A 16115-nucleotide genomic window follows, 5' to 3' on the forward strand; every position below is an offset into this window, starting at 1 on the left:
ACTTTCGCGCCACGCCAGACTGTCCGCCGTCCGAGTGCCCCCGTCGCCCGTCCGAGGAGCCGGAAATGCCCGCGTCCGCCCGGCAACGTTGTCACGCAGTCCTCGCCGGACTCGTCACCCTCGCCACCGCCGCCGTCGTGTCCCTCGCCGCGCCCGCGCCCGCCTCCGCGGCCGGCGGCTGGACCGAGACCGGCTCCGACCGCGCCGACCCGCTGACCGAGAGCCAGGGCCTGACCTCGGTCGAGGTCCCGGCGAACAGCCCGAACCGCTACACCGGCGTCGGCACCGTCCCGCTCGACGTCGCCGGCCGCGGCTGGAACCACGTCGGCGACCCCGACGCCTCCTACGACGGCTTTTACATCGAGCCCTACCAGCGGGACGCCGGCAACTCGAAGATGTTCCGGGTGCAGGCGCCCGGCGGTGCCTGGTCGGAGTACGTCCACACGCTGGGCCCGGGCGAGGCGCCGAACAACTCCTGGGCCGCGATCTCGCCGGACGGCCGGTGGATGCTGTCCGGCGAGTGGGGCACCATGACCCGCCTGCTGGTCTTCCCGACTCCGGGCGTCAACCCGGCCACCTCGCCCTCGGCGGACCTTCCGCAGGTCTCCACCGTCCGCCTGGACCACGCCGTCCGCGACGTCCAGGGCTGCGACTTCACCGGCCCGACCACCTTGCTGTGCTCCTCCGACGACCCGGAGGGCAGCCTCTTCGGCCTCACCAAGCCGCTGCTGCGGATCGACCTGTCCGCCCCGCCGAGCGGGACCGCCGACGTCACCGGGCACGTCACGGCGGAGCGGCAGCTGCCGCTGCGCAGCTCCTGCCAGGGCTCCTTCGAGGCGGAGGGCATCGACTACGACCGCCGCAGCGGCATCCTGCGCGTGATCGTCGTCTCGCCCGGCTTCTGCGTGCTGACGGACAGCAAGACGTACAAGTTCACCCGCGGCTGACACGGCAGTCCCCCCGCGGCCGAGGTGTGCGCGACGGTCCGTGGTGTTTTTCTGGGGGTGGACGAGGTTTCGCGGGGTACCCCGTTCCACCGCAGCACGGCACGAGAGGAGCGGTCATGGCAGACACGGAGCGGTCGCATCCGGAAACCGTCACGGTGGAGATCAGCGGGTCCAAGGAGGACGCCCGCCTCGTCTTCGACGCGCTCGGGTCCTGCTTCGCCTCGGACCGGGGGCAGGACGAGGAGCCGCAGCAGCTCCACGAGACCCGGCCGATGGTGTGGCTCGGGACCTACGACGTCTCGGAGGCCCGGGGCGGCTGCCGGCCGGTCCACCTCGGGCAGCCCGTCCAGGCGGACGTCCAGGGCGGCTACTGGGCCGTCGACCGGTTCCGCACCACCCTGGACGCGATGTTCACCGTGCAGGAGACCTGCACGGCCTCCGGCGACCAGGAGCGGGATTTGCACCTGCGCCTGGAGAGCCGCTGAGTCAGCGCGGCGACGCCCCGGCCGGTCCTTCTCCGGCCGGGGCGTACTGCGCCAGGCCGTACCCGAAGGACCAGTCGGCGTCGCCGTTCTCGGTCAGGGTGACCAGCACGTTGCGCGGCTCGGTGCCGGTGCGCTCGTGCACCAGCTCGGCGATCCGCCGGTACATCGCGCGCTTGCGGTCCGCGTCCCGTCCGGCCCGCAGGGTGATCGCGACGAAGACGGCCGAGTCGTCCCGCGGGATGCCCGGGTAGTCGCCGTGGCGCAGGGTGCTGCCCGCTCCGTCGTGGCCGGTCAGCACCTGGAAGCGGTCCTCCGGCGGCACGCCGAGCGTCTCCACCAGGGCGTCCTGGACGGCCTGGCCGAGCGCGGCGAGGCGGGCGGGGTCGGTGCCGAGCGTGTCGATGCGGACGAAGGGCATGGCGGAGGTGTCCTTTCGGGCGGCGGATAGGTCGCACCTGATCGTACATACTAGTAGGTACACCAGTGCCGATTATGCAACTAGTTGCACAAAGCCTCGGGCTTCCTCTACAACAAGAGGCGACGACACCGCGTACGGAGGGCCCGATGAGCCGTTACCCGCACCTGATGACCCCGCTCGACCTGGGCTTCACCACGCTGCCCAACCGCGTGCTCATGGGTTCCATGCACGTAGGCCTGGAGGAGGCCGAGCGCGGCTTCGAGCGCATGGCGGCGTTCTACGCGGCCCGCGCGCGCGGCGGCGTGGGACTCATCGTCACCGGCGGCATCGCGCCCAACGAGGAAGGGCGGCCGTACGAGGGCGGGGCCAAGCTCACCACCGAGGAGGAGGCCGAGCGGCACCGGGTGGTCACCGAGGCCGTGCACCGCGAGGGCGGCAGGATCGCGATGCAGATCCTGCACTTCGGCCGCTACGCCTACCACCGCGACCTCGTCGCGCCCAGCCCCCTCCAGGCGCCGATCAGCCCCTTCCCGCCGCGCGAGCTGACCGACGCCGACGTCGAGCGCACCATCGACGACTACGCCCGCGCCGCCCGCCTCGCGCGGCGGGCCGGCTACGACGGCGTCGAGATCATGGGCTCCGAGGGCTACCTCGTCAACGAGTTCATCGCCGCGCGGACCAACCGGCGCACCGACCGCTGGGGCGGCTCGTACGAGAACCGGATGCGCTTCCCCGTCGAGATCGTCAAGCGGGTCCGCGAGGCCGTCGGCGAGGACTTCATCGTCATCTACCGGCTGTCCATGCTGGACCTGGTCCCGGACGGCTCCTCCCTGGAGGAGGTGATCACCCTCGGCAAGGCCGTCGAGGCCGCCGGAGCGACGATCATCAACACCGGCATCGGCTGGCACGAGGCCCGCATCCCCACCATCGCCACCTCCGTGCCGCGCGGCGCCTACACCTGGGTCACCAAGAAGCTCATGGGCGAGGTCTCCGTGCCGCTGGTGACCACCAACCGCATCAACACCCCGGAACTCGCCGAGGAACTGCTGGCCGGCGGCTGCGCGGACATGGTCTCCATGGCCCGCCCGATGCTCGCCGACCCCGACTTCGTCGCCAAGGCCGCCGCCGGCACCCCGGAGGCCATCAACACCTGCATCGGCTGCAACCAGGCCTGCCTCGACCACACCTTCAGCGGGCAGATCACCTCCTGCCTGGTCAACCCGCGCGCCTGCCACGAGACCGAGCTGGTCCTCGCGCCGACCCGGCTGAAGAAGCGCGTCGCCGTCGTCGGCGCCGGTCCGGCGGGCCTCGCCTGCGCGGTCTCCGCCGCCGAACGCGGCCACCACGTCACCCTGTTCGACGCGGCGAGCGAGATCGGCGGACAGCTCAACGTCGCCCGCAAGGTGCCCGGCAAGCAGGAGTTCGACGAGACGCTGCGCTACTTCCGCCACCAGCTCGACGCGCACGGCGTCGACGTCCGCCTGGACACCTGGGTGGAGGCCGCCGACCTGGACGGCTTCGACGAGGTCGTCGTCGCCACCGGCGTCACCCCGCGCACCCCGGACATCCCCGGCGCCGACCACCCCCGCGTCCTCGGCTACCTCGACGTGCTCCGCGACAACGCCCCCGTCGGCGACCGCGTCGCCGTCCTCGGCGCCGGCGGCATCGGCTTCGACGTCGCCGAGTACCTCACCGACGGCGGGGACAAGGCGAGCGAGGACCCGGAGACCTACTTCCGGCACTGGGGCGTCGACATGGACTACCAGGCGCCCGGCGGCCTCGCCGCCCCCGAGCGGCCCGCCCCGCCGCGCCAGGTCCACCTGCTCCAGCGCAAGACCACCAAGGTCGGCGCCGGCCTCGGCAAGACCACCGGCTGGATCCACCGCACCGAGCTGAAGCACCGGGGCGTGACCATGGTGCCGGGCGTGCGCTACGACCGGATCGACGACGCCGGCCTGCACATCACCGTCGGCGAGGAGAGCACGGTCCTGGAGGTCGACACGGTGGTGCTGTGCACCGGCCAGGAGCCGCGCCGCGACCTGTACGAGGCGCTCCTCGCCGCCGGCCGCAGCGCGCATCTGATCGGCGGCGCCGACGTGGCCGCCGAGCTGGACGCGAAGCGGGCGATCAAGCAGGGCACGGAGCTGGCGGCGGCCCTGTAGGGGCCGGGGCGTCCCTCCCTAGGATGAGCCCATGTCACTCCCGCACGCGATCCTCACCGCCCTGCTGGAAAAGCCGTCGTCGGGACTGGAACTGACCCGCCGGTTCGACAAGTCGATCGGCTACTTCTGGTCCGCGACGCACCAGCAGATCTATCGCGAGCTGGGAAAGCTGGAGGCCGACGGGCTCATCCGCACGCTGCCGGCCGAGCAGCCGGCCCGCGGCCAGAAGAAGCGCTACGAGGTGCTGCCCGCGGGCCGGGCCGAACTGGCCCGCTGGACCGCCGCCGCGCAGGAGCCGAAGCCGCAGCGGGACGTGCTGCTGCTGCGGCTGCGCGCGGCGGCCGTGGTCGGCACCGCGGGCCTGGAGGCCGATCTGCGCCGCCATCTGGAGCTGCACCGGCGGCAGCTGGAGGAGTACCGGGAGATCGAGAAGCGCGACTTCCCGCCGGACCGGGACACCCCGCAGGACCGGCTGCGCCACCTGGTCCTGCGGGCCGGGATCGACCTGGAGACCTTCTGGACCCAGTGGCTCGCCCACGCCCTGGCGGAGTTCGCGGAACTGCCGGGGGAGGGGCGCGAGGCCGACGGGGCACGGTGACGGTTCCGCGCGGCGCCGGGCCGCGAAGCCACCGGTACGGCGGTGCGCGAACGCCTCCCGGACGGCCGCCCGCTCAGAGCCGGTACGGCCCGGAGCGGCGGCGCAGGAACCAGCCGGTGGCGAGGAGCCCGGCGCCGACCAGGGCCGCGCCGACGCCGAGGGTCAGCGGGCCGTAGTCGCGGGCGGCGCCGCCGAGGCCGCCCATCACGCCCCGGGACGGGGCCGGGCTGGTGGTCGCCGAGATCGTCGGCCGGGTCGGGACGGCGGGCGCGGGCCGGGTCGGGACGGCCGACGCGGAGACGATCACCGACTGGCTGCCCGCGGTGGTGCCGCTGGAGCAGAGCACGACCACGGTGTAGGTGCCCGGGCTGACCCCCGTCCAGGCCGCGGACTGGCTGACGGACGTACCGGACAGGGCCACCTGCCGGCCCTGGGAGAAGTTCGCCTGGCGGCTGGTGAGCAGGGCCGCGGTGCCCCAGCCGCCGTTGATCTGGGTGCACGCGCTGGTGACCACCGAGACCGTGGAGCCGGTGGTGCTGACCGAGATGCCCGAGGCCGCGGCGGTCGGCCCGGCGAGCGCGGCCGGGAGCGCGGCGGCGGCCGCGAGGGTCAGGCCGGAGCGGAGCAGGAGTCGCGAGTTGTCCATGGACGGGCCTCCGGCGGCACGGTCGGCGGTACGTCCCATGCGCCGCCGGGGGTCGGGAAGCGCCCGTGCTGCCTCAACCGCAGCCAACGCCCCGCCGGGCACGCCCGCACCCGGGGCGGCCCGATCAGGTGACGGCCGGATGGCCGCGCCAGGTCCCTGGAGGACGCCGAGGACGACGCGGGGCGCGCGGAGCGGCGGCCGGCGTGCCCGTCAGGCGCCCGTGGTCACCGTCCGCTCCGGGGACCAGCCGCCCCAGGTGCCGTCCGGCAGCCGGCCCCGCAGCCGCACCCGGTGTTCCTCCCCGGCGGCGGTGCCCACGTAGAAGCTGTGGTGCGCCCGGCCGCGCGGCGGGGCGCCGCCCCAGACCAGCGAGGTGGCCGCGGTGCCGTCCAGCCGGATCTGGTACTCGGTGATCACCCCGTCCGCGTGCGGCGGGTCCCAGGCGAGGTCGACGTAGTAGGCGCCGTCCGCACGGTGGGTGGCGGCGGTGAAGGCGGTGGGCGCGGTGTCCCGGCCGTCGTCGCCGCCCGGCGTGGTCAGACGGACCGGCGTGCCGGCGGGGGAGAGGTTGTCGGCGGCGTCCCGGGCCCGCACCGTGAAGACGTAAGCGGTGCCGGGCCGCAGACCCGTGACGACGGCGGCGGTCTGGTTCCCGCCGACGCTGTGGATCTTCACACCGCTCTGGAACACGTCGTACGACGACACGCCCCGGTCGTCCCGGGACGCGCCCCAGGACAGCTGGACGGCCCGGCTGCCCACGGGCCGCCCGGCGGTCGTCCCCGGCCGGGTCGGAGCCGAGCGGTCCGCCGCCGTCACGGCCGGGGTCCGCGCCCGCACCGACCGGCTCGGCGGACCCAGCCGGCCCTCGGCGTCCCGGGCCCGCACGGTGAACGCGTACAGGGTGGACGGCCTGAGCCTGGTGACGTCCACCATGTGCTGTGCGCCAGGTACCTCGGCCACCTTTGTGGTGTCCCGGTACACCTCGTAGGTGCGGACCCCGGCGCCGGCGGGGGCCGCGTTCCACATCACGTGCACGCTCGTGGCGCTGCCCGCCGCCGCGGTGACCCCGACGGGAGCGCCCGGTATCCGGCCGTCGCCGTCGTCCGCCCGGTTCCAGCCGCAGGACGCGACCAGCAGCACGGCCCCGCAGACCACCGCAAGCGGAAAGGGAACGCGTCGCACGGCACTGCCCTCCCCCGGACGGCCCAGACATCACCTAAAGGTCCGGACCAATAGTGGCCCGGCCGGTGTGGCCGCAGCAAGGGGGCCGCGTTGGTGACCATCCGCCGCGATTACGTATGCTGAAGCTTCCTACGGCCGAACTGCCCTCAGAAGCAGGGGAGTTCACGCCTGTGGCGCGGACACGCTGTCGTCGCCGATCCCGCGCCGGCGCGGGCGGCCGGGAGATCCGGACCGTGCACCCGGTCCGGATCCCCGGCCCCTGTCGTCCCTCCCGCCTTTCCCGGCGCCGCAGCCCCTCCGTCCCCTGACAGAGTGTCAGCCGCGTGCTCCATCCGGCCCCTTCACGGCGCACCCCGTGGCCGGGCGCCCAAGATCACATCACAGTGGGGTCGGCGTCCAGGGCCACGGACAGTGGGCCGGACGTGCGCCTTTGTGTTCCCGGCGAAAGGTTCCCCCATCGTGCGTGTTCCGTCGCTGACCCTGGCCGCGGCCGGCGCCGCCCTGCTCGCCCCGGCGCTGCCCGCCCCGGCCACCGCCGTCGCCCGCCGAGCGGCCCGCGGCCCGCGACGAGGGCCCGGTCCCCGGCGTGGCCACGGTGCTCGACCGGGGCGCGGGCCGTGACGGCCGTGCGACCCGTGGCGGCGGTGTGGTCCGTGGCGGCGGTGTGACCCGCGACGACGACGCGGCTCCCGGCGCTGGCGCGGCCCGTGACCGGGCGACGGCCCACGACGCGGACGAGGTGACCGCCGCCCGGCTGCTGGCCCGGACCGGCCGGTGCGCCCGGGTCTCCCGGGACCGGTACCGCACCGACGCGGGCCGCCCCGCGACCGTGCCCGTCTGCGGCACCCGGGACGCCGTCTTCTGGAAGGCCGACCTGGACATCGACTGCGACGGCCGGCCCACCGCCCGCTGCAACCGCCGCACCGACCCGGTGTTCGCCGCCGCCACCGCGGTCCAGGGGTCCGACGGCCGCCGGCTGAACGCCGAGACCCTGCCCTACATCGTCGTCCCGGCGCCCAGCCGCCGCTGGGACCACCGCAGGTCCGGCGTGCGCGGCGGCTCGGTCGCCGCCGTCGTCTACCGCGACCGGGTGCGTTACGCCGTCGTCGGCGACACCGGCCCGCGCGACCTCATCGGCGAGGCCTCCTACGCCACCGCGCGCGCCCTCGGCATCCGGCCCGACCCGCGCTCCGGCGGGGTGTCCTCCGGGGTGACCTACATCGTCTTCCGCGACTCCCGGATCGGTGCCGCCGAGGACCGCGCGGCGGCGGTGGCGGAGGGGAAGCGGCTGGCCAGACGCTTCCTCGCCCGCCGCTGACCGGCCCCGACGAAAGCCCCCGCACCACCCACCCCTGCCGGGCCCCCGCCGCACCTGCCGGCCCCCGTCGACCCTCCGGTCCCGTCACTTCGCCTGGCGGCGGTCGCGCTTTCTGCTGTCACTTCGCCTGGCGGCGATCGCGCCTTCCGGTGCTGTCATTTCGCCCGGCGGCGGCCGTGCCTTCCGGTCCCGTCACCTCGCCCGGTGGTGACCGCGCCTTCCGGTGCCGTCACCTCGCCCGGTGGCGGTCACACCTTCCGATAGCTGTATGCCTCCGCCGCCGCGGCCTCCACCGCGTCCAGGCCGGCGCCCGCGGCGGCGGTGACCACCGCGGCCACCGCGCCCTCGACGAACGGCGCGTCCACCAGGCGGGTGCCGTCCGGCAGTTCGTCGCCCTCGGCGAGCAGCGCCTTCACCGTGAGCACCGCGCTGCCCAGGTCGGTCAGCACCGCCACGCCGGCCCCCCGGTCCACCGAGGCCGCCGCGGCGGAGATCAGCTCGGCGCTGGTGCCGAGCCCGCCGCCCTCGGTGCCGCCCGCCGCGGCCACCGGCACCCCGGCCGCCCCGCCCGCCAGGCCCTTCGCCAGTTCGGCGACGGCCGCGGCCACCTGCGCGCTGTGCGACACCAGCACGATCCCGACCGGATTGTCCTCACTCACCGTCCGCCTCCGCCGTCTCGGCCAGCGCCGCGATCAGCAGCGCCGACGAGGTCGCCCCCGGGTCCTGGTGACCGATGCTGCGCTCGCCCAGGTAACTCGCCCGGCCCTTGCGGGCCCGCAACGGCACGGTGGCCGCCGCGCCCTCCTCCGCGGCGGTCCGCGCGGCGGCGAAGCCCGTGCCGAGCGCGTCCACGGCCGGCACCAGGGCGTCGATCATGGTCTTGTCGCCGGGCGCCGCGCCGCCGAGCGCCATCACCGCCTCCACACCCGCGCGCAGCGCCTCGGCCAGCTGCTCCACGCCGACCTCTGCGGCGTCGCCGAGCGCCTTGCCGGTCCGGCGCAGCAGAGTGCCGTACAGCGGACCGGAGGCCCCGCCGACCGTCGATATCAACTGCCGTCCGGCGAGTATCAGGACACCGCCCGGGGTGTCCGGCGTCTCCTTCTCCAGGGCCGTGGCCACGGCGGTGAATCCGCGCCGCAGATTGCTGCCGTGGTCGGCGTCCCCGATGGCCGAGTCGAGGGCGGTGAGCCGCTCGGCCTCCCGGCCGACGGACGCGGTCGCCGTCGTCATCCAACGGCGGAAGAAATCGGCGTCGTGCACTGGAACTCCTAGCGTGACAGGGCCGTTGACCGTGCGGCCGGGGTGGTGGCGCGGGCGGTACGCACGGGCGTTCACATGCCCCAGCGCAGGGCCGGGGTCTTCACCGGTGCGTCCCACAACCGCAGCAGCTCCTCGTCCACCTGACACAGCGTCACCGAGACGCCCGCCATGTCCAGGGAGGTGACGTAATTGCCGACGAGGGTGCGGGCCACGGCGACACCGCGTTCGCGCAAGATGCGCTGCACCTCGGCGTTGAACCCGTACAGCTCCAGCAGCGGGGTCGCGCCCATGCCGTTGACCAGCACCAGGACGGGACCGCGCGGCGGCAGGTCCGTCAGGACGGCGTCGACCGCGAAGTCGGCGATCTCCCCGGAGGTCATCATCGGCCGCCGCTCCCGGCCCGGCTCGCCGTGGATGCCGATGCCCAACTCCAGTTCGCCGTCCGGCAGGTCGAAGGTGGGGCTGCCCTTCGCCGGGGTCGTACAGGCGCTGAGGGCCACGCCGAAGCTGCGGGAGTTGTCGTTGACCCGGCGGCCGATGGACTCCACCTGCTCCAGCGGCCGGCCCTCGGCCGCGGCGGCGCCCGCGATCTTCTCCACGAACAGCGTCGCGCCCGTACCCCGCCGGCCGGCCGTGTAGAGGCTGTCGGTGACCGCCACGTCGTCGTCGACGAGCACCTTGGCGACCTGGATGCCCTCGTCCTCGGCCAGCTCGGCCGCCATGTCGAAGTTCAGCACGTCACCGGTGTAGTTCTTCACGACGAACAGGACGCCCGCGCCGCTGTCCACGGCCGCGGCGGCGCGCGCCATCTGGTCCGGCACCGGGGAGGTGAAAACCTCTCCCGGACAGGCGGCGGAGAGCATTCCCGGGCCGACGAAGCCGCCGTGCAGCGGCTCGTGCCCGGAGCCGCCGCCCGACACCAGCGCGACCTGCCCGGCCACGGGGGCGTCGCGGCGGACGATCACCCGCTTCTCCACGTCCACGTTCAGATCGGGATGCGCGGCGGCCAGACCCCGCAGCGCGTCCGCCACGACCGTCTCCGGTACGTTGATGAGCATCCTCATGGGTGTCTCCTCGCGAACTCTCATGGTCGTGCGGTGGCGAGGTCAGTCGCCTGTCCTGTCTGTTGGAAGTATCGACCTTGCGGTGGTGCAGGTCACGTGCGGCCGTACGGCTTCACGGTGCGTGGCGACCCGCTCACCGAAGGTGCGCGCCGCGGACCGCCGTACCCGGGGCGGCTCGGTACGGCCGCCCCGGCCGAAGCGGAGGGCCGCGCGTTTCTAATGGGCTTGCGGGGGCGGGATCAGCTCGATCAGGAAATCCTGGTCGGCGGCGCCGGAGCAGCGGCCCTGGACGACTTCCGCGCCGTCGCCGGTGTCCTGGTCGCGCAGGCTCAGACACTGGCCGGTGACCACGGGACGGATGCGGAACCGCTCCGCGGCGGGCGGGCCGAACGGCTCGACGCGGAATCGCTGGGCCCGGTCGTCGTCGGCGCAGTCGTCACGGGGTTCGAGGAGGTCGCGGCCGGGCCCGTCCCGCAGGACGGTGAGGCAGCCGATGCCGAACCGCGGATGGTGCCACTGGATCTGCACGATGTCCTTGGCCAGCGGTTCGAGGAACACATGCGGCAGGGCGGCCTTCGCGCACGGGCGTTGGGCGGCGACGGCGGTCTTGTAGTGGCCGCGGCGATCCCTGCCCTCGGTGAGGCAGAGCCCGGGGGTGCGGGCGGGGTGGATGCGTGCCCAGCTGCCCACGGCCAGGATGCGCAGCCCGGACACCGGCATCGCGGGCGGGGCGGTCGGTGGTGCGGAGGTGTCGAACAGGCTGCCGGCACCGAGCGTGGCGGCGATCCCGAGAGCCGCGGCGACCACCGGGCCGGCCGCCCGGCGCACTCGCGGAGCGCGCGCCGGGAGGGGCCCGCCGGGTGTGGAGGCCCGGCTGCCGCCGCGGCCGGTCCTGCCGCTCGCCGGCGCGGGGGCGCCGGTGGCGATGCGGCGGCGGACCTCGAGCCACCGGTGTGCTTCCTCCTCGCCGAGGCCGCACGCGCGGGTGAAGGCGTCGACGAACCGTTCGCGCGGAAGTCCCGTACGGCCGAGGGTCGTTGCGATGGTGCTGGCCGGGAGCGCGTCCCCGCGGGCGGTGGCCTTGGCCTCCAGCTGACGGTAGGTCAGTCCCGACCACGTCCGTAGTGCCTTCAGCGCCGCGGTGAACTCGGCCGGGGTGCCGGCCTCCGCCGGCTGTGGTGCGTTCACCGGTCCGGCTGTGCCGCCTCCTGTCTGGCTCATTGCCTCAGCATGGCGCTGCCGGCGGCGACCGGGTGACAGCCAAACCGGCCTCGGGCGAGTGCGCGCGAAACGTGATGTGGTTCGTTCCGGCTCGCCCGCGGCGTGCCGAGGCGGCCGGTGGTGGCGACCGCTCGAATTCAGCCAAGATTCAACCGTTCAGGTCAACTCCGTTGCGTCCTCGTAGTGTTCAGGCGTCAACTTCCTTGTCATGTACCTGCGGCTCAGGGTGGGCCGCAGCCTCGTGGAGGTGTGGGATGCACCGAAGACTGTCCGTCGGCCTGTCCGCCTCGGCTCTCGCCGTGATCACCACCATCGGCGGCGCCACCGCCGCCGACGCCGCTCCTGCCGACAAGCCCCAGGTCCTCGCGAGCTGGACCCAGACCAGCGCGTCGAGCTACAACCTCTGGGTGGCCGCCCGGGCCAACCAGGCCGCCTGGTCCGCGTACGGCTTCGACTGGTCGACCGACTACTGCTCCTCCTCGCCGGACAACCCGTTCGGCTTCCCCTTCGCCACGTCCTGCGCCCGCCATGACTTCGGCTACCGCAACTACAAGGCCGCCGGCACCTTCAGCGCCAACAAGGCCCGGCTCGACAGCGCCCTGTACGAGGATCTCAAGCGCGTCTGCGTCAACTACTCCGGCGCCACGAAGACCGCGTGCGACAGCACGGCGTGGACCTACTACCAGGCGGTGAAGGCGCTCGGCTGAGCCGTGGGCGAGGACGCCGACACCTCGGGGCCCGCGGCGACGGACCGCGTCCCCGGGGATCGGCGGCGGCGCGTCGATGCCGTGGGCCCGCCGAGGCACGCCGTACGACGGAGAACCCGGCCTGGCTCGTCACCGACTCCACCGAGGCCCGTCAGGCACCGCGGGAGCGCCGGCCCGGCGCCGACTCCCGCAGGCCCGGCGCCCTCTCCCGCCGCCCACGCGGACCGGCATCCGCGACACCCGGCCCGCCGTCCCGCGCAGCAGCCCGTCCGGCCGCCCGCGCCCGAGTCCGCCATCGAGCGCGAGACAAGCCCCGCGCACCACGACCGGGTCCGAACGTCACCACGAAGCGGCGTCCCCCGGCCCCGTCCGCCCCGCTGCCTCCGCGACGCACACCGTCCCCGCGCGCCCGCGCCGGGAAGCGGACCACACCCTCCGCGCCGCCTCCCCGGCCCGCACCCGGCGGCCCCCGTCGATCGGCCGGGTCCCGCGGCCGGATGACCGTGTACGCCCCGACCGCGCCGCCCGTCGCCCCGTGGACCCGCTTCCCGCCGCGCCGAGCGCGCACGGCGCGGGACCGAGGCGAGGCCGTCCACGGGCGGCGTACCCGCCGCCGGGTCCGGACGGGGGCTGCCGCCCGGTACGGAACCGCTTCCGACGCGGGCCCGCCCGGTACCGCGCCCCGCAGGCCCGCCCGTCCCGTTCCGCATCTCCCCGGCCGGCCGGGGAACCCGGTAGCGCGGGGCCTGGGGCCGCCGACCGGCGGAGGAGGTGCCGTGGCCGTGGACGACTGGGAGAAGCGGGACATGCACGACGGGATACGGCTGACACCGCGCGAGCGGATCACACTGCTGCGGATCGAGGCGGGCCTCCGGCAGGACCGGCGGTTCGCGCGTCGTATGGGCGAGGCGGGGCACGGGGCGTCGCTGCCGGTCGCGGTGGTGCTGCTGGCGGTCGCGTCGGTGTTCGTCGCCGTCATGGGCATCCGCACCTCGGACCCCGCGCTGTTGTGGTGCTTCGCGCTGCTGTGGCCGCTCACCCTCGTCCAGGCGTTCCGGCTGCTGTGCCGGGGGACCCGGCCCCGTCCCCGCCGCCGCACCCGCGCCCGGGCCACCCCCTGGCTGTGAACGTCGCGGGGGGCCGGGCCCACGGGCCCGGCCCCCCGCGCTGCCGGCGAAACCCGAAGGTGCCCGTCAGCTCTCCTTCCCCCGCCCCGACAGCGCGTCCCGCAGCCGGTCGACCAGGCCGGCTCCCGGGGCCAGCAGCTTGTTGGCCGGAGGAGTGTCCGGCGCCGACGGGTGCGGGCGGGTCGGTGCCATCTGCTTGGCCCGGCGGACCTTGTCGCCCAGCTCCATCAGCGCGTCCGGGGGACAGGCCTGCTCCAGCCGCGGGAACAGGTTCTGTTCCTCGTCGGTCACATGGGACCGGATCTCGCTCATCAACCGCGTCATCAGCGTGTCGAGGCGCGGATCGTCCGCCCGGCAGCCCTCCAGGTCCTTCATGATCCGCTCGGCCTCGGCGTGATCTGCGATCTCCTTGTCCGCCAGCGCGTCACCGCCCGCCACGTGTTCGCGCACCGCCGGGTAGAGGTAGGCCTCCTCGGCGACCGAGTGCCGGACCAGCTCGATGGTGGCCTGGTCGCAGAGGTCCTTGCGCTGCGGCGAGCCGGGCGGCAGCGCCTCGAAACGGCCGAAGATCTCCTCGACCTCACGGTGGTCGGTGGTCAGCTCCTGGATGACGTTTCCGCCGTGGCCCATGTCGTTGCCTCCTGCGTGGAACGCGGCGGCCCGGGAGGGCCGGCCGTCGCCGTGCCGAGTGCCCTGGCCACCGTGCGTCACACGGAGCGCCACGCGCGGTCAGCTCATCGAGTGACGGGCGGCGGCCGTCCGGCCCGCCCCGGACAGCGCCCAGTCCCACCAGCGGTCCAGCACACCCGGGGCCGGCGCGTCCGCCGCCACCAGCGCCGGCCAGCCCACCGCCCGCGCCTGCGCGGTGACCTTGGCGCCGCCCGCCACCGGGTCCACCGCGATCACCGGGGTGCCGGTGCGCAGCGCCAGCACCAGACCGTGCAGCCGGGTGGTGACGACCAGGTCGCAGCGGGCGACGAGGGCGAGGAACTGCTCGGCGGTGGCGCACAGCCGCCAGTCGTCCACGGCCAGCCGGGTCTCGGCCGGCACCCGCGCGCAGTCCTTGCCGCCCAGCCAGCCGGTGATCGCCTCGTTCACCGCCGCGTGCCGCCGGCGCGCCCCGTACTCGCCCTGACCCGCGGAGAGCACCACCGCCACGACCGGCGGCAGCGGCCCCAGCGGGGCGCCGGCCGCCAGGTCCCGGCGGGCCGGGGCCCGGGTGCCGTCCCGGGCGATGATCGTGTGGAAACCGGTGGCCGCGGGATGCGCCGGGTCGACCACCGAGACCCCGGCCGCCAGTCGTGTGCAGGAACTGAACCTGACATGCAGGGCGGCGACTTGGGGGCCGTACACCGGACCGCACACGAACAGCAGCGTGCCGTAGGCGTCGGGGTCGGCCGTCTCCAGGGACAGCGCCCCGGGCCGGAAGCCCGGGCTCCACGCCGTGTCGTGCGGGATGCCGGCGCCGGTCAGTGCCGCCGACGTGTGCCGCTGCGCGAGCACGTCCCCGGCCGTCGCCTCCCCGTCCGGGAAGCTGAACCAGCCGGTGAGCAGCAGCCTCCTTCGGGGGCCGGCGGGCCCGCGCAGGCTGCGCAGTACGGCTGCCGGGACGTCGTCGTGCATGGCAGCCTCCTCCGTGGTGACCGAGCCGCCTGAGTCGCGCGAGTACCCCTGAGTCCGGAGAATAAGAATCCAACGCGTGAACCCAACTGGCAGGGGAACCCAGCTGCCAGTGCCGTCCAGCAAGCGGCGGCCGACCAGGGCGGCCCCGGACGTCTTCCGGGGCCCGGGCCCTGTCCTCTTCCTCTCCGACGGGCCGGTGCCGCCGGGCCGGTGGCCCGGCGCGCGCCGAAACCACCGCACACCTGCCCACAGCACGCGGACGGCGCGTTCGGCGGCGCCGCTTCAGGGGCGCGGACGACGTGGACGAAGGACGACGAAGGAGTAGCCCCCATGACTGGTGACACACCCTTCTCCTGGCGGCGCGCCCTCGTGACCGGCGGCGCCGGCTTCCTCGGCTCCCACCTGTGCGAGCGGCTGCTGGATTCAGGCGTCGAAGTCGACTGCGCCGACAACCTGGTCTGCGGGCGGCGCGAGAACATCGCGCACCTTCAGGCGCGGCCCGGCTTCCGGTACGTGCGCTGCGACGTCTGCGCGGCCGACTGCGCCGCACGCCTGCCGGGCCCCTACGACCTGGTCCTGCACTTCGCCTGCCCCGCCTCGCCCGCCGACTATCTGCGCCTGCCGCTGCAGACCCTGGAGGCCGGCAGCACCGGCACCCGCAACGCGCTGACGATCGCCGAACGCGACGGCGCCCGCTTCCTGCTCGCCTCCACCTCCGAGGTGTACGGCGATCCCCAGGTCCACCCGCAGCACGAGGGCTACTGGGGCAACGTCAACCCGGTCGGGCCGCGCAGCGTCTACGACGAGGCGAAACGGTTCGGCGAGGCGCTGGTCACCGCGCACGCCGGCACCCGGGGCACCGACGCGGGCATCGTGCGGCTGTTCAACACCTACGGGCCGCGGATGCGCGCCCACGACGGGCGGGCGGTGCCCACCTTCATCTGCCAGGCCCTGGCCGGCGAACCGCTCACCGTGACCGGCGACGGCAGCCAGACCCGCTCGCTGTGCTACGTCGACGACACCGTGGACGGCATCCTCCGGGTCGCCGCGAGCAGGTCCCTGCGGCCGGTGAACATCGGCGGCAGCGACGAGATCACCGTCGCCGACCTGGCCCGCCGGGTGGTCGCCCTCACCGGCTCCCGCTCCCCGATCGCGTTCGTCGACCGGCCCGTGGACGACCCCGGCCGGCGCCGCCCCGACACCACCCTCGCGCGCGAGCTGCTCGGCTGGTCGCCGCAAGTCCCCTGGGAGGAGGGCCTGAAGCAGACCATCGCCTACTTCGCCGCCCCGACCCCGCAACCGGTGCCGCGCGCGCAGGACCCGGCCCCGCAGTCCTGACCCCCGCCCCTTTCCGGCC

At 74.6% G+C, this 16115-nt stretch carries 17 protein-coding genes; 8 read left to right on the forward strand and 9 right to left on the reverse strand.

Annotated features, from left to right (window positions below; translation table 11 throughout):
* The first annotated feature begins 65 nt into the window (after window positions 1–65).
* Together SCK26_RS33385 and SCK26_RS33390 are read left to right on the forward strand one after the other, a co-directional pair.
* Window positions 66–947 (forward strand): hypothetical protein, encoded by an 882-nt coding sequence (locus SCK26_RS33385; protein WP_318205087.1) that lies wholly within the window; start codon window positions 66–68, stop codon window positions 945–947.
* Window positions 948–1063: 116 nt separating this feature from the next.
* The gene (locus SCK26_RS33390; RefSeq protein ID WP_318205088.1) at window positions 1064–1432 is read left to right on the forward strand and encodes a hypothetical protein; all 369 of its coding nucleotides are present in this window, start codon (window positions 1064–1066) and stop codon (window positions 1430–1432) included.
* A gap of 1 nt (window position 1433) precedes the next feature.
* Here the strand turns inward: SCK26_RS33390 and SCK26_RS33395 are convergent, their stop codons facing one another.
* On the reverse strand, window positions 1434–1850 hold the full coding sequence (locus tag SCK26_RS33395; RefSeq protein WP_318205089.1) for a tautomerase family protein: 417 nt from the start codon (window positions 1848–1850) through the stop codon (window positions 1434–1436).
* 146 nt (window positions 1851–1996) lie between these two features.
* Between SCK26_RS33395 and SCK26_RS33400 the strand changes: the two genes are divergently transcribed.
* Window positions 1997–4012 (forward strand): NADPH-dependent 2,4-dienoyl-CoA reductase, encoded by a 2016-nt coding sequence (locus SCK26_RS33400; RefSeq protein WP_318205090.1) that lies wholly within the window; start codon window positions 1997–1999, stop codon window positions 4010–4012.
* 31 nt (window positions 4013–4043) lie between these two features.
* Window positions 4044–4610: a PadR family transcriptional regulator gene (locus tag SCK26_RS33405; protein ID WP_318205091.1), complete on the forward strand. Its 567-nt coding sequence runs from the start codon at window positions 4044–4046 to the stop codon at window positions 4608–4610.
* 73 nt (window positions 4611–4683) lie between these two features.
* Here SCK26_RS33405 and SCK26_RS33410 read toward each other — a convergent pair whose 3' ends face one another.
* On the reverse strand, window positions 4684–5256 hold the full coding sequence (locus tag SCK26_RS33410; RefSeq protein WP_318205092.1) for a hypothetical protein: 573 nt from the start codon (window positions 5254–5256) through the stop codon (window positions 4684–4686).
* 210 nt (window positions 5257–5466) lie between these two features.
* Window positions 5467–6438, reverse strand: a complete 972-nt coding sequence (locus tag SCK26_RS33415) for a fibronectin type III domain-containing protein (protein ID WP_318205093.1) — start codon at window positions 6436–6438, stop codon at window positions 5467–5469.
* Between the two features lie 586 nt (window positions 6439–7024).
* Here SCK26_RS33415 and SCK26_RS33420 point away from each other — a divergent pair.
* Window positions 7025–7756 (forward strand): glycoside hydrolase family 75 protein, encoded by a 732-nt coding sequence (locus SCK26_RS33420; RefSeq protein WP_318205094.1) that lies wholly within the window; start codon window positions 7025–7027, stop codon window positions 7754–7756.
* A gap of 248 nt (window positions 7757–8004) precedes the next feature.
* Here SCK26_RS33420 and SCK26_RS33425 read toward each other — a convergent pair whose 3' ends face one another.
* The 4 genes from SCK26_RS33425 to SCK26_RS33440 form a co-directional block, all read right to left on the reverse strand.
* Window positions 8005–8415 carry a PTS fructose transporter subunit IIA gene (locus SCK26_RS33425; RefSeq protein ID WP_318205095.1) on the reverse strand — a complete coding sequence of 137 codons (411 nt, stop codon included), beginning with the start codon at window positions 8413–8415 and terminating at the stop codon, window positions 8005–8007.
* Window positions 8408–8986 carry a dihydroxyacetone kinase subunit DhaL gene (dhaL, locus tag SCK26_RS33430; RefSeq protein ID WP_412080874.1) on the reverse strand — a complete coding sequence of 193 codons (579 nt, stop codon included), beginning with the start codon at window positions 8984–8986 and terminating at the stop codon, window positions 8408–8410. Before dhaL ends, SCK26_RS33425 begins: the two co-directional genes overlap by 8 nt.
* A 101-nt stretch (window positions 8987–9087) precedes the next feature.
* The gene (gene dhaK / locus SCK26_RS33435) at window positions 9088–10080 is read right to left on the reverse strand and encodes a dihydroxyacetone kinase subunit DhaK (RefSeq protein ID WP_318205097.1); all 993 of its coding nucleotides are present in this window, start codon (window positions 10078–10080) and stop codon (window positions 9088–9090) included.
* 216 nt (window positions 10081–10296) lie between these two features.
* Window positions 10297–11301, reverse strand: coding sequence for an XRE family transcriptional regulator (locus tag SCK26_RS33440; protein ID WP_318205098.1), 1005 nt, complete (start codon window positions 11299–11301; stop codon window positions 10297–10299).
* A gap of 254 nt (window positions 11302–11555) precedes the next feature.
* Between SCK26_RS33440 and SCK26_RS33445 the strand changes: the two genes are divergently transcribed.
* A complete protein-coding gene (locus SCK26_RS33445; protein WP_318205099.1) occupies window positions 11556–12008 on the forward strand; it encodes a phospholipase in 453 nt (150 codons plus the stop codon).
* A 776-nt stretch (window positions 12009–12784) separates the two neighbouring features.
* Window positions 12785–13135 carry a DUF3040 domain-containing protein gene (locus tag SCK26_RS33450; protein WP_318205100.1) on the forward strand — a complete coding sequence of 117 codons (351 nt, stop codon included), beginning with the start codon at window positions 12785–12787 and terminating at the stop codon, window positions 13133–13135.
* 66 nt (window positions 13136–13201) lie between these two features.
* On the opposite strand, the gene SCK26_RS33455 is transcribed toward SCK26_RS33450, so the two are convergent.
* Complete coding sequence (locus SCK26_RS33455) at window positions 13202–13765, reverse strand: hemerythrin domain-containing protein (protein ID WP_318205101.1); 564 nt, start codon at window positions 13763–13765, stop codon at window positions 13202–13204.
* A 99-nt stretch (window positions 13766–13864) separates the two neighbouring features.
* On the reverse strand, window positions 13865–14758 hold the full coding sequence (locus SCK26_RS33460; RefSeq protein WP_318205102.1) for a polysaccharide pyruvyl transferase family protein: 894 nt from the start codon (window positions 14756–14758) through the stop codon (window positions 13865–13867).
* Between the two features lie 330 nt (window positions 14759–15088).
* Between SCK26_RS33460 and SCK26_RS33465 the strand changes: the two genes are divergently transcribed.
* A complete protein-coding gene (locus tag SCK26_RS33465) occupies window positions 15089–16096 on the forward strand; it encodes an NAD-dependent epimerase/dehydratase family protein (protein WP_318205103.1) in 1008 nt (335 codons plus the stop codon).
* Window positions 16097–16115 lie beyond the last annotated feature (19 nt).

The organism is Streptomyces sp. SCL15-4 (genome assembly GCF_033366695.1).
Lineage (GTDB): Bacteria > Actinomycetota > Actinomycetes > Streptomycetales > Streptomycetaceae > Streptomyces.

Excerpts from the sequence above, each read along its gene's own strand:
- SCK26_RS33385 (WP_318205087.1), top strand. The coding sequence starts at position 66 with ATGCCCGCGTCCGCCCGGCAACGTTGTCACGCAGTCCTCGCCGGACTC.
- dhaL (WP_412080874.1), bottom strand. The coding sequence starts at position 8,986 with ATGACGACGGCGACCGCGTCCGTCGGCCGGGAGGCCGAGCGGCTCACC.
- SCK26_RS33395 (WP_318205089.1), bottom strand. The coding sequence starts at position 1,850 with ATGCCCTTCGTCCGCATCGACACGCTCGGCACCGACCCCGCCCGCCTC.
- SCK26_RS33410 (WP_318205092.1), bottom strand. The coding sequence starts at position 5,256 with ATGGACAACTCGCGACTCCTGCTCCGCTCCGGCCTGACCCTCGCGGCC.
- dhaK (WP_318205097.1), bottom strand. The coding sequence starts at position 10,080 with ATGAGGATGCTCATCAACGTACCGGAGACGGTCGTGGCGGACGCGCTG.
- SCK26_RS33465 (WP_318205103.1), top strand. The coding sequence starts at position 15,089 with ATGACTGGTGACACACCCTTCTCCTGGCGGCGCGCCCTCGTGACCGGC.
- SCK26_RS33390 (WP_318205088.1), top strand. The coding sequence starts at position 1,064 with ATGGCAGACACGGAGCGGTCGCATCCGGAAACCGTCACGGTGGAGATC.
- SCK26_RS33455 (WP_318205101.1), bottom strand. The coding sequence starts at position 13,765 with ATGGGCCACGGCGGAAACGTCATCCAGGAGCTGACCACCGACCACCGT.
- SCK26_RS33405 (WP_318205091.1), top strand. The coding sequence starts at position 4,044 with ATGTCACTCCCGCACGCGATCCTCACCGCCCTGCTGGAAAAGCCGTCG.
- SCK26_RS33445 (WP_318205099.1), top strand. The coding sequence starts at position 11,556 with ATGCACCGAAGACTGTCCGTCGGCCTGTCCGCCTCGGCTCTCGCCGTG.
- SCK26_RS33440 (WP_318205098.1), bottom strand. The coding sequence starts at position 11,301 with ATGAGCCAGACAGGAGGCGGCACAGCCGGACCGGTGAACGCACCACAG.
- SCK26_RS33400 (WP_318205090.1), top strand. The coding sequence starts at position 1,997 with ATGAGCCGTTACCCGCACCTGATGACCCCGCTCGACCTGGGCTTCACC.
- SCK26_RS33460 (WP_318205102.1), bottom strand. The coding sequence starts at position 14,758 with ATGCACGACGACGTCCCGGCAGCCGTACTGCGCAGCCTGCGCGGGCCC.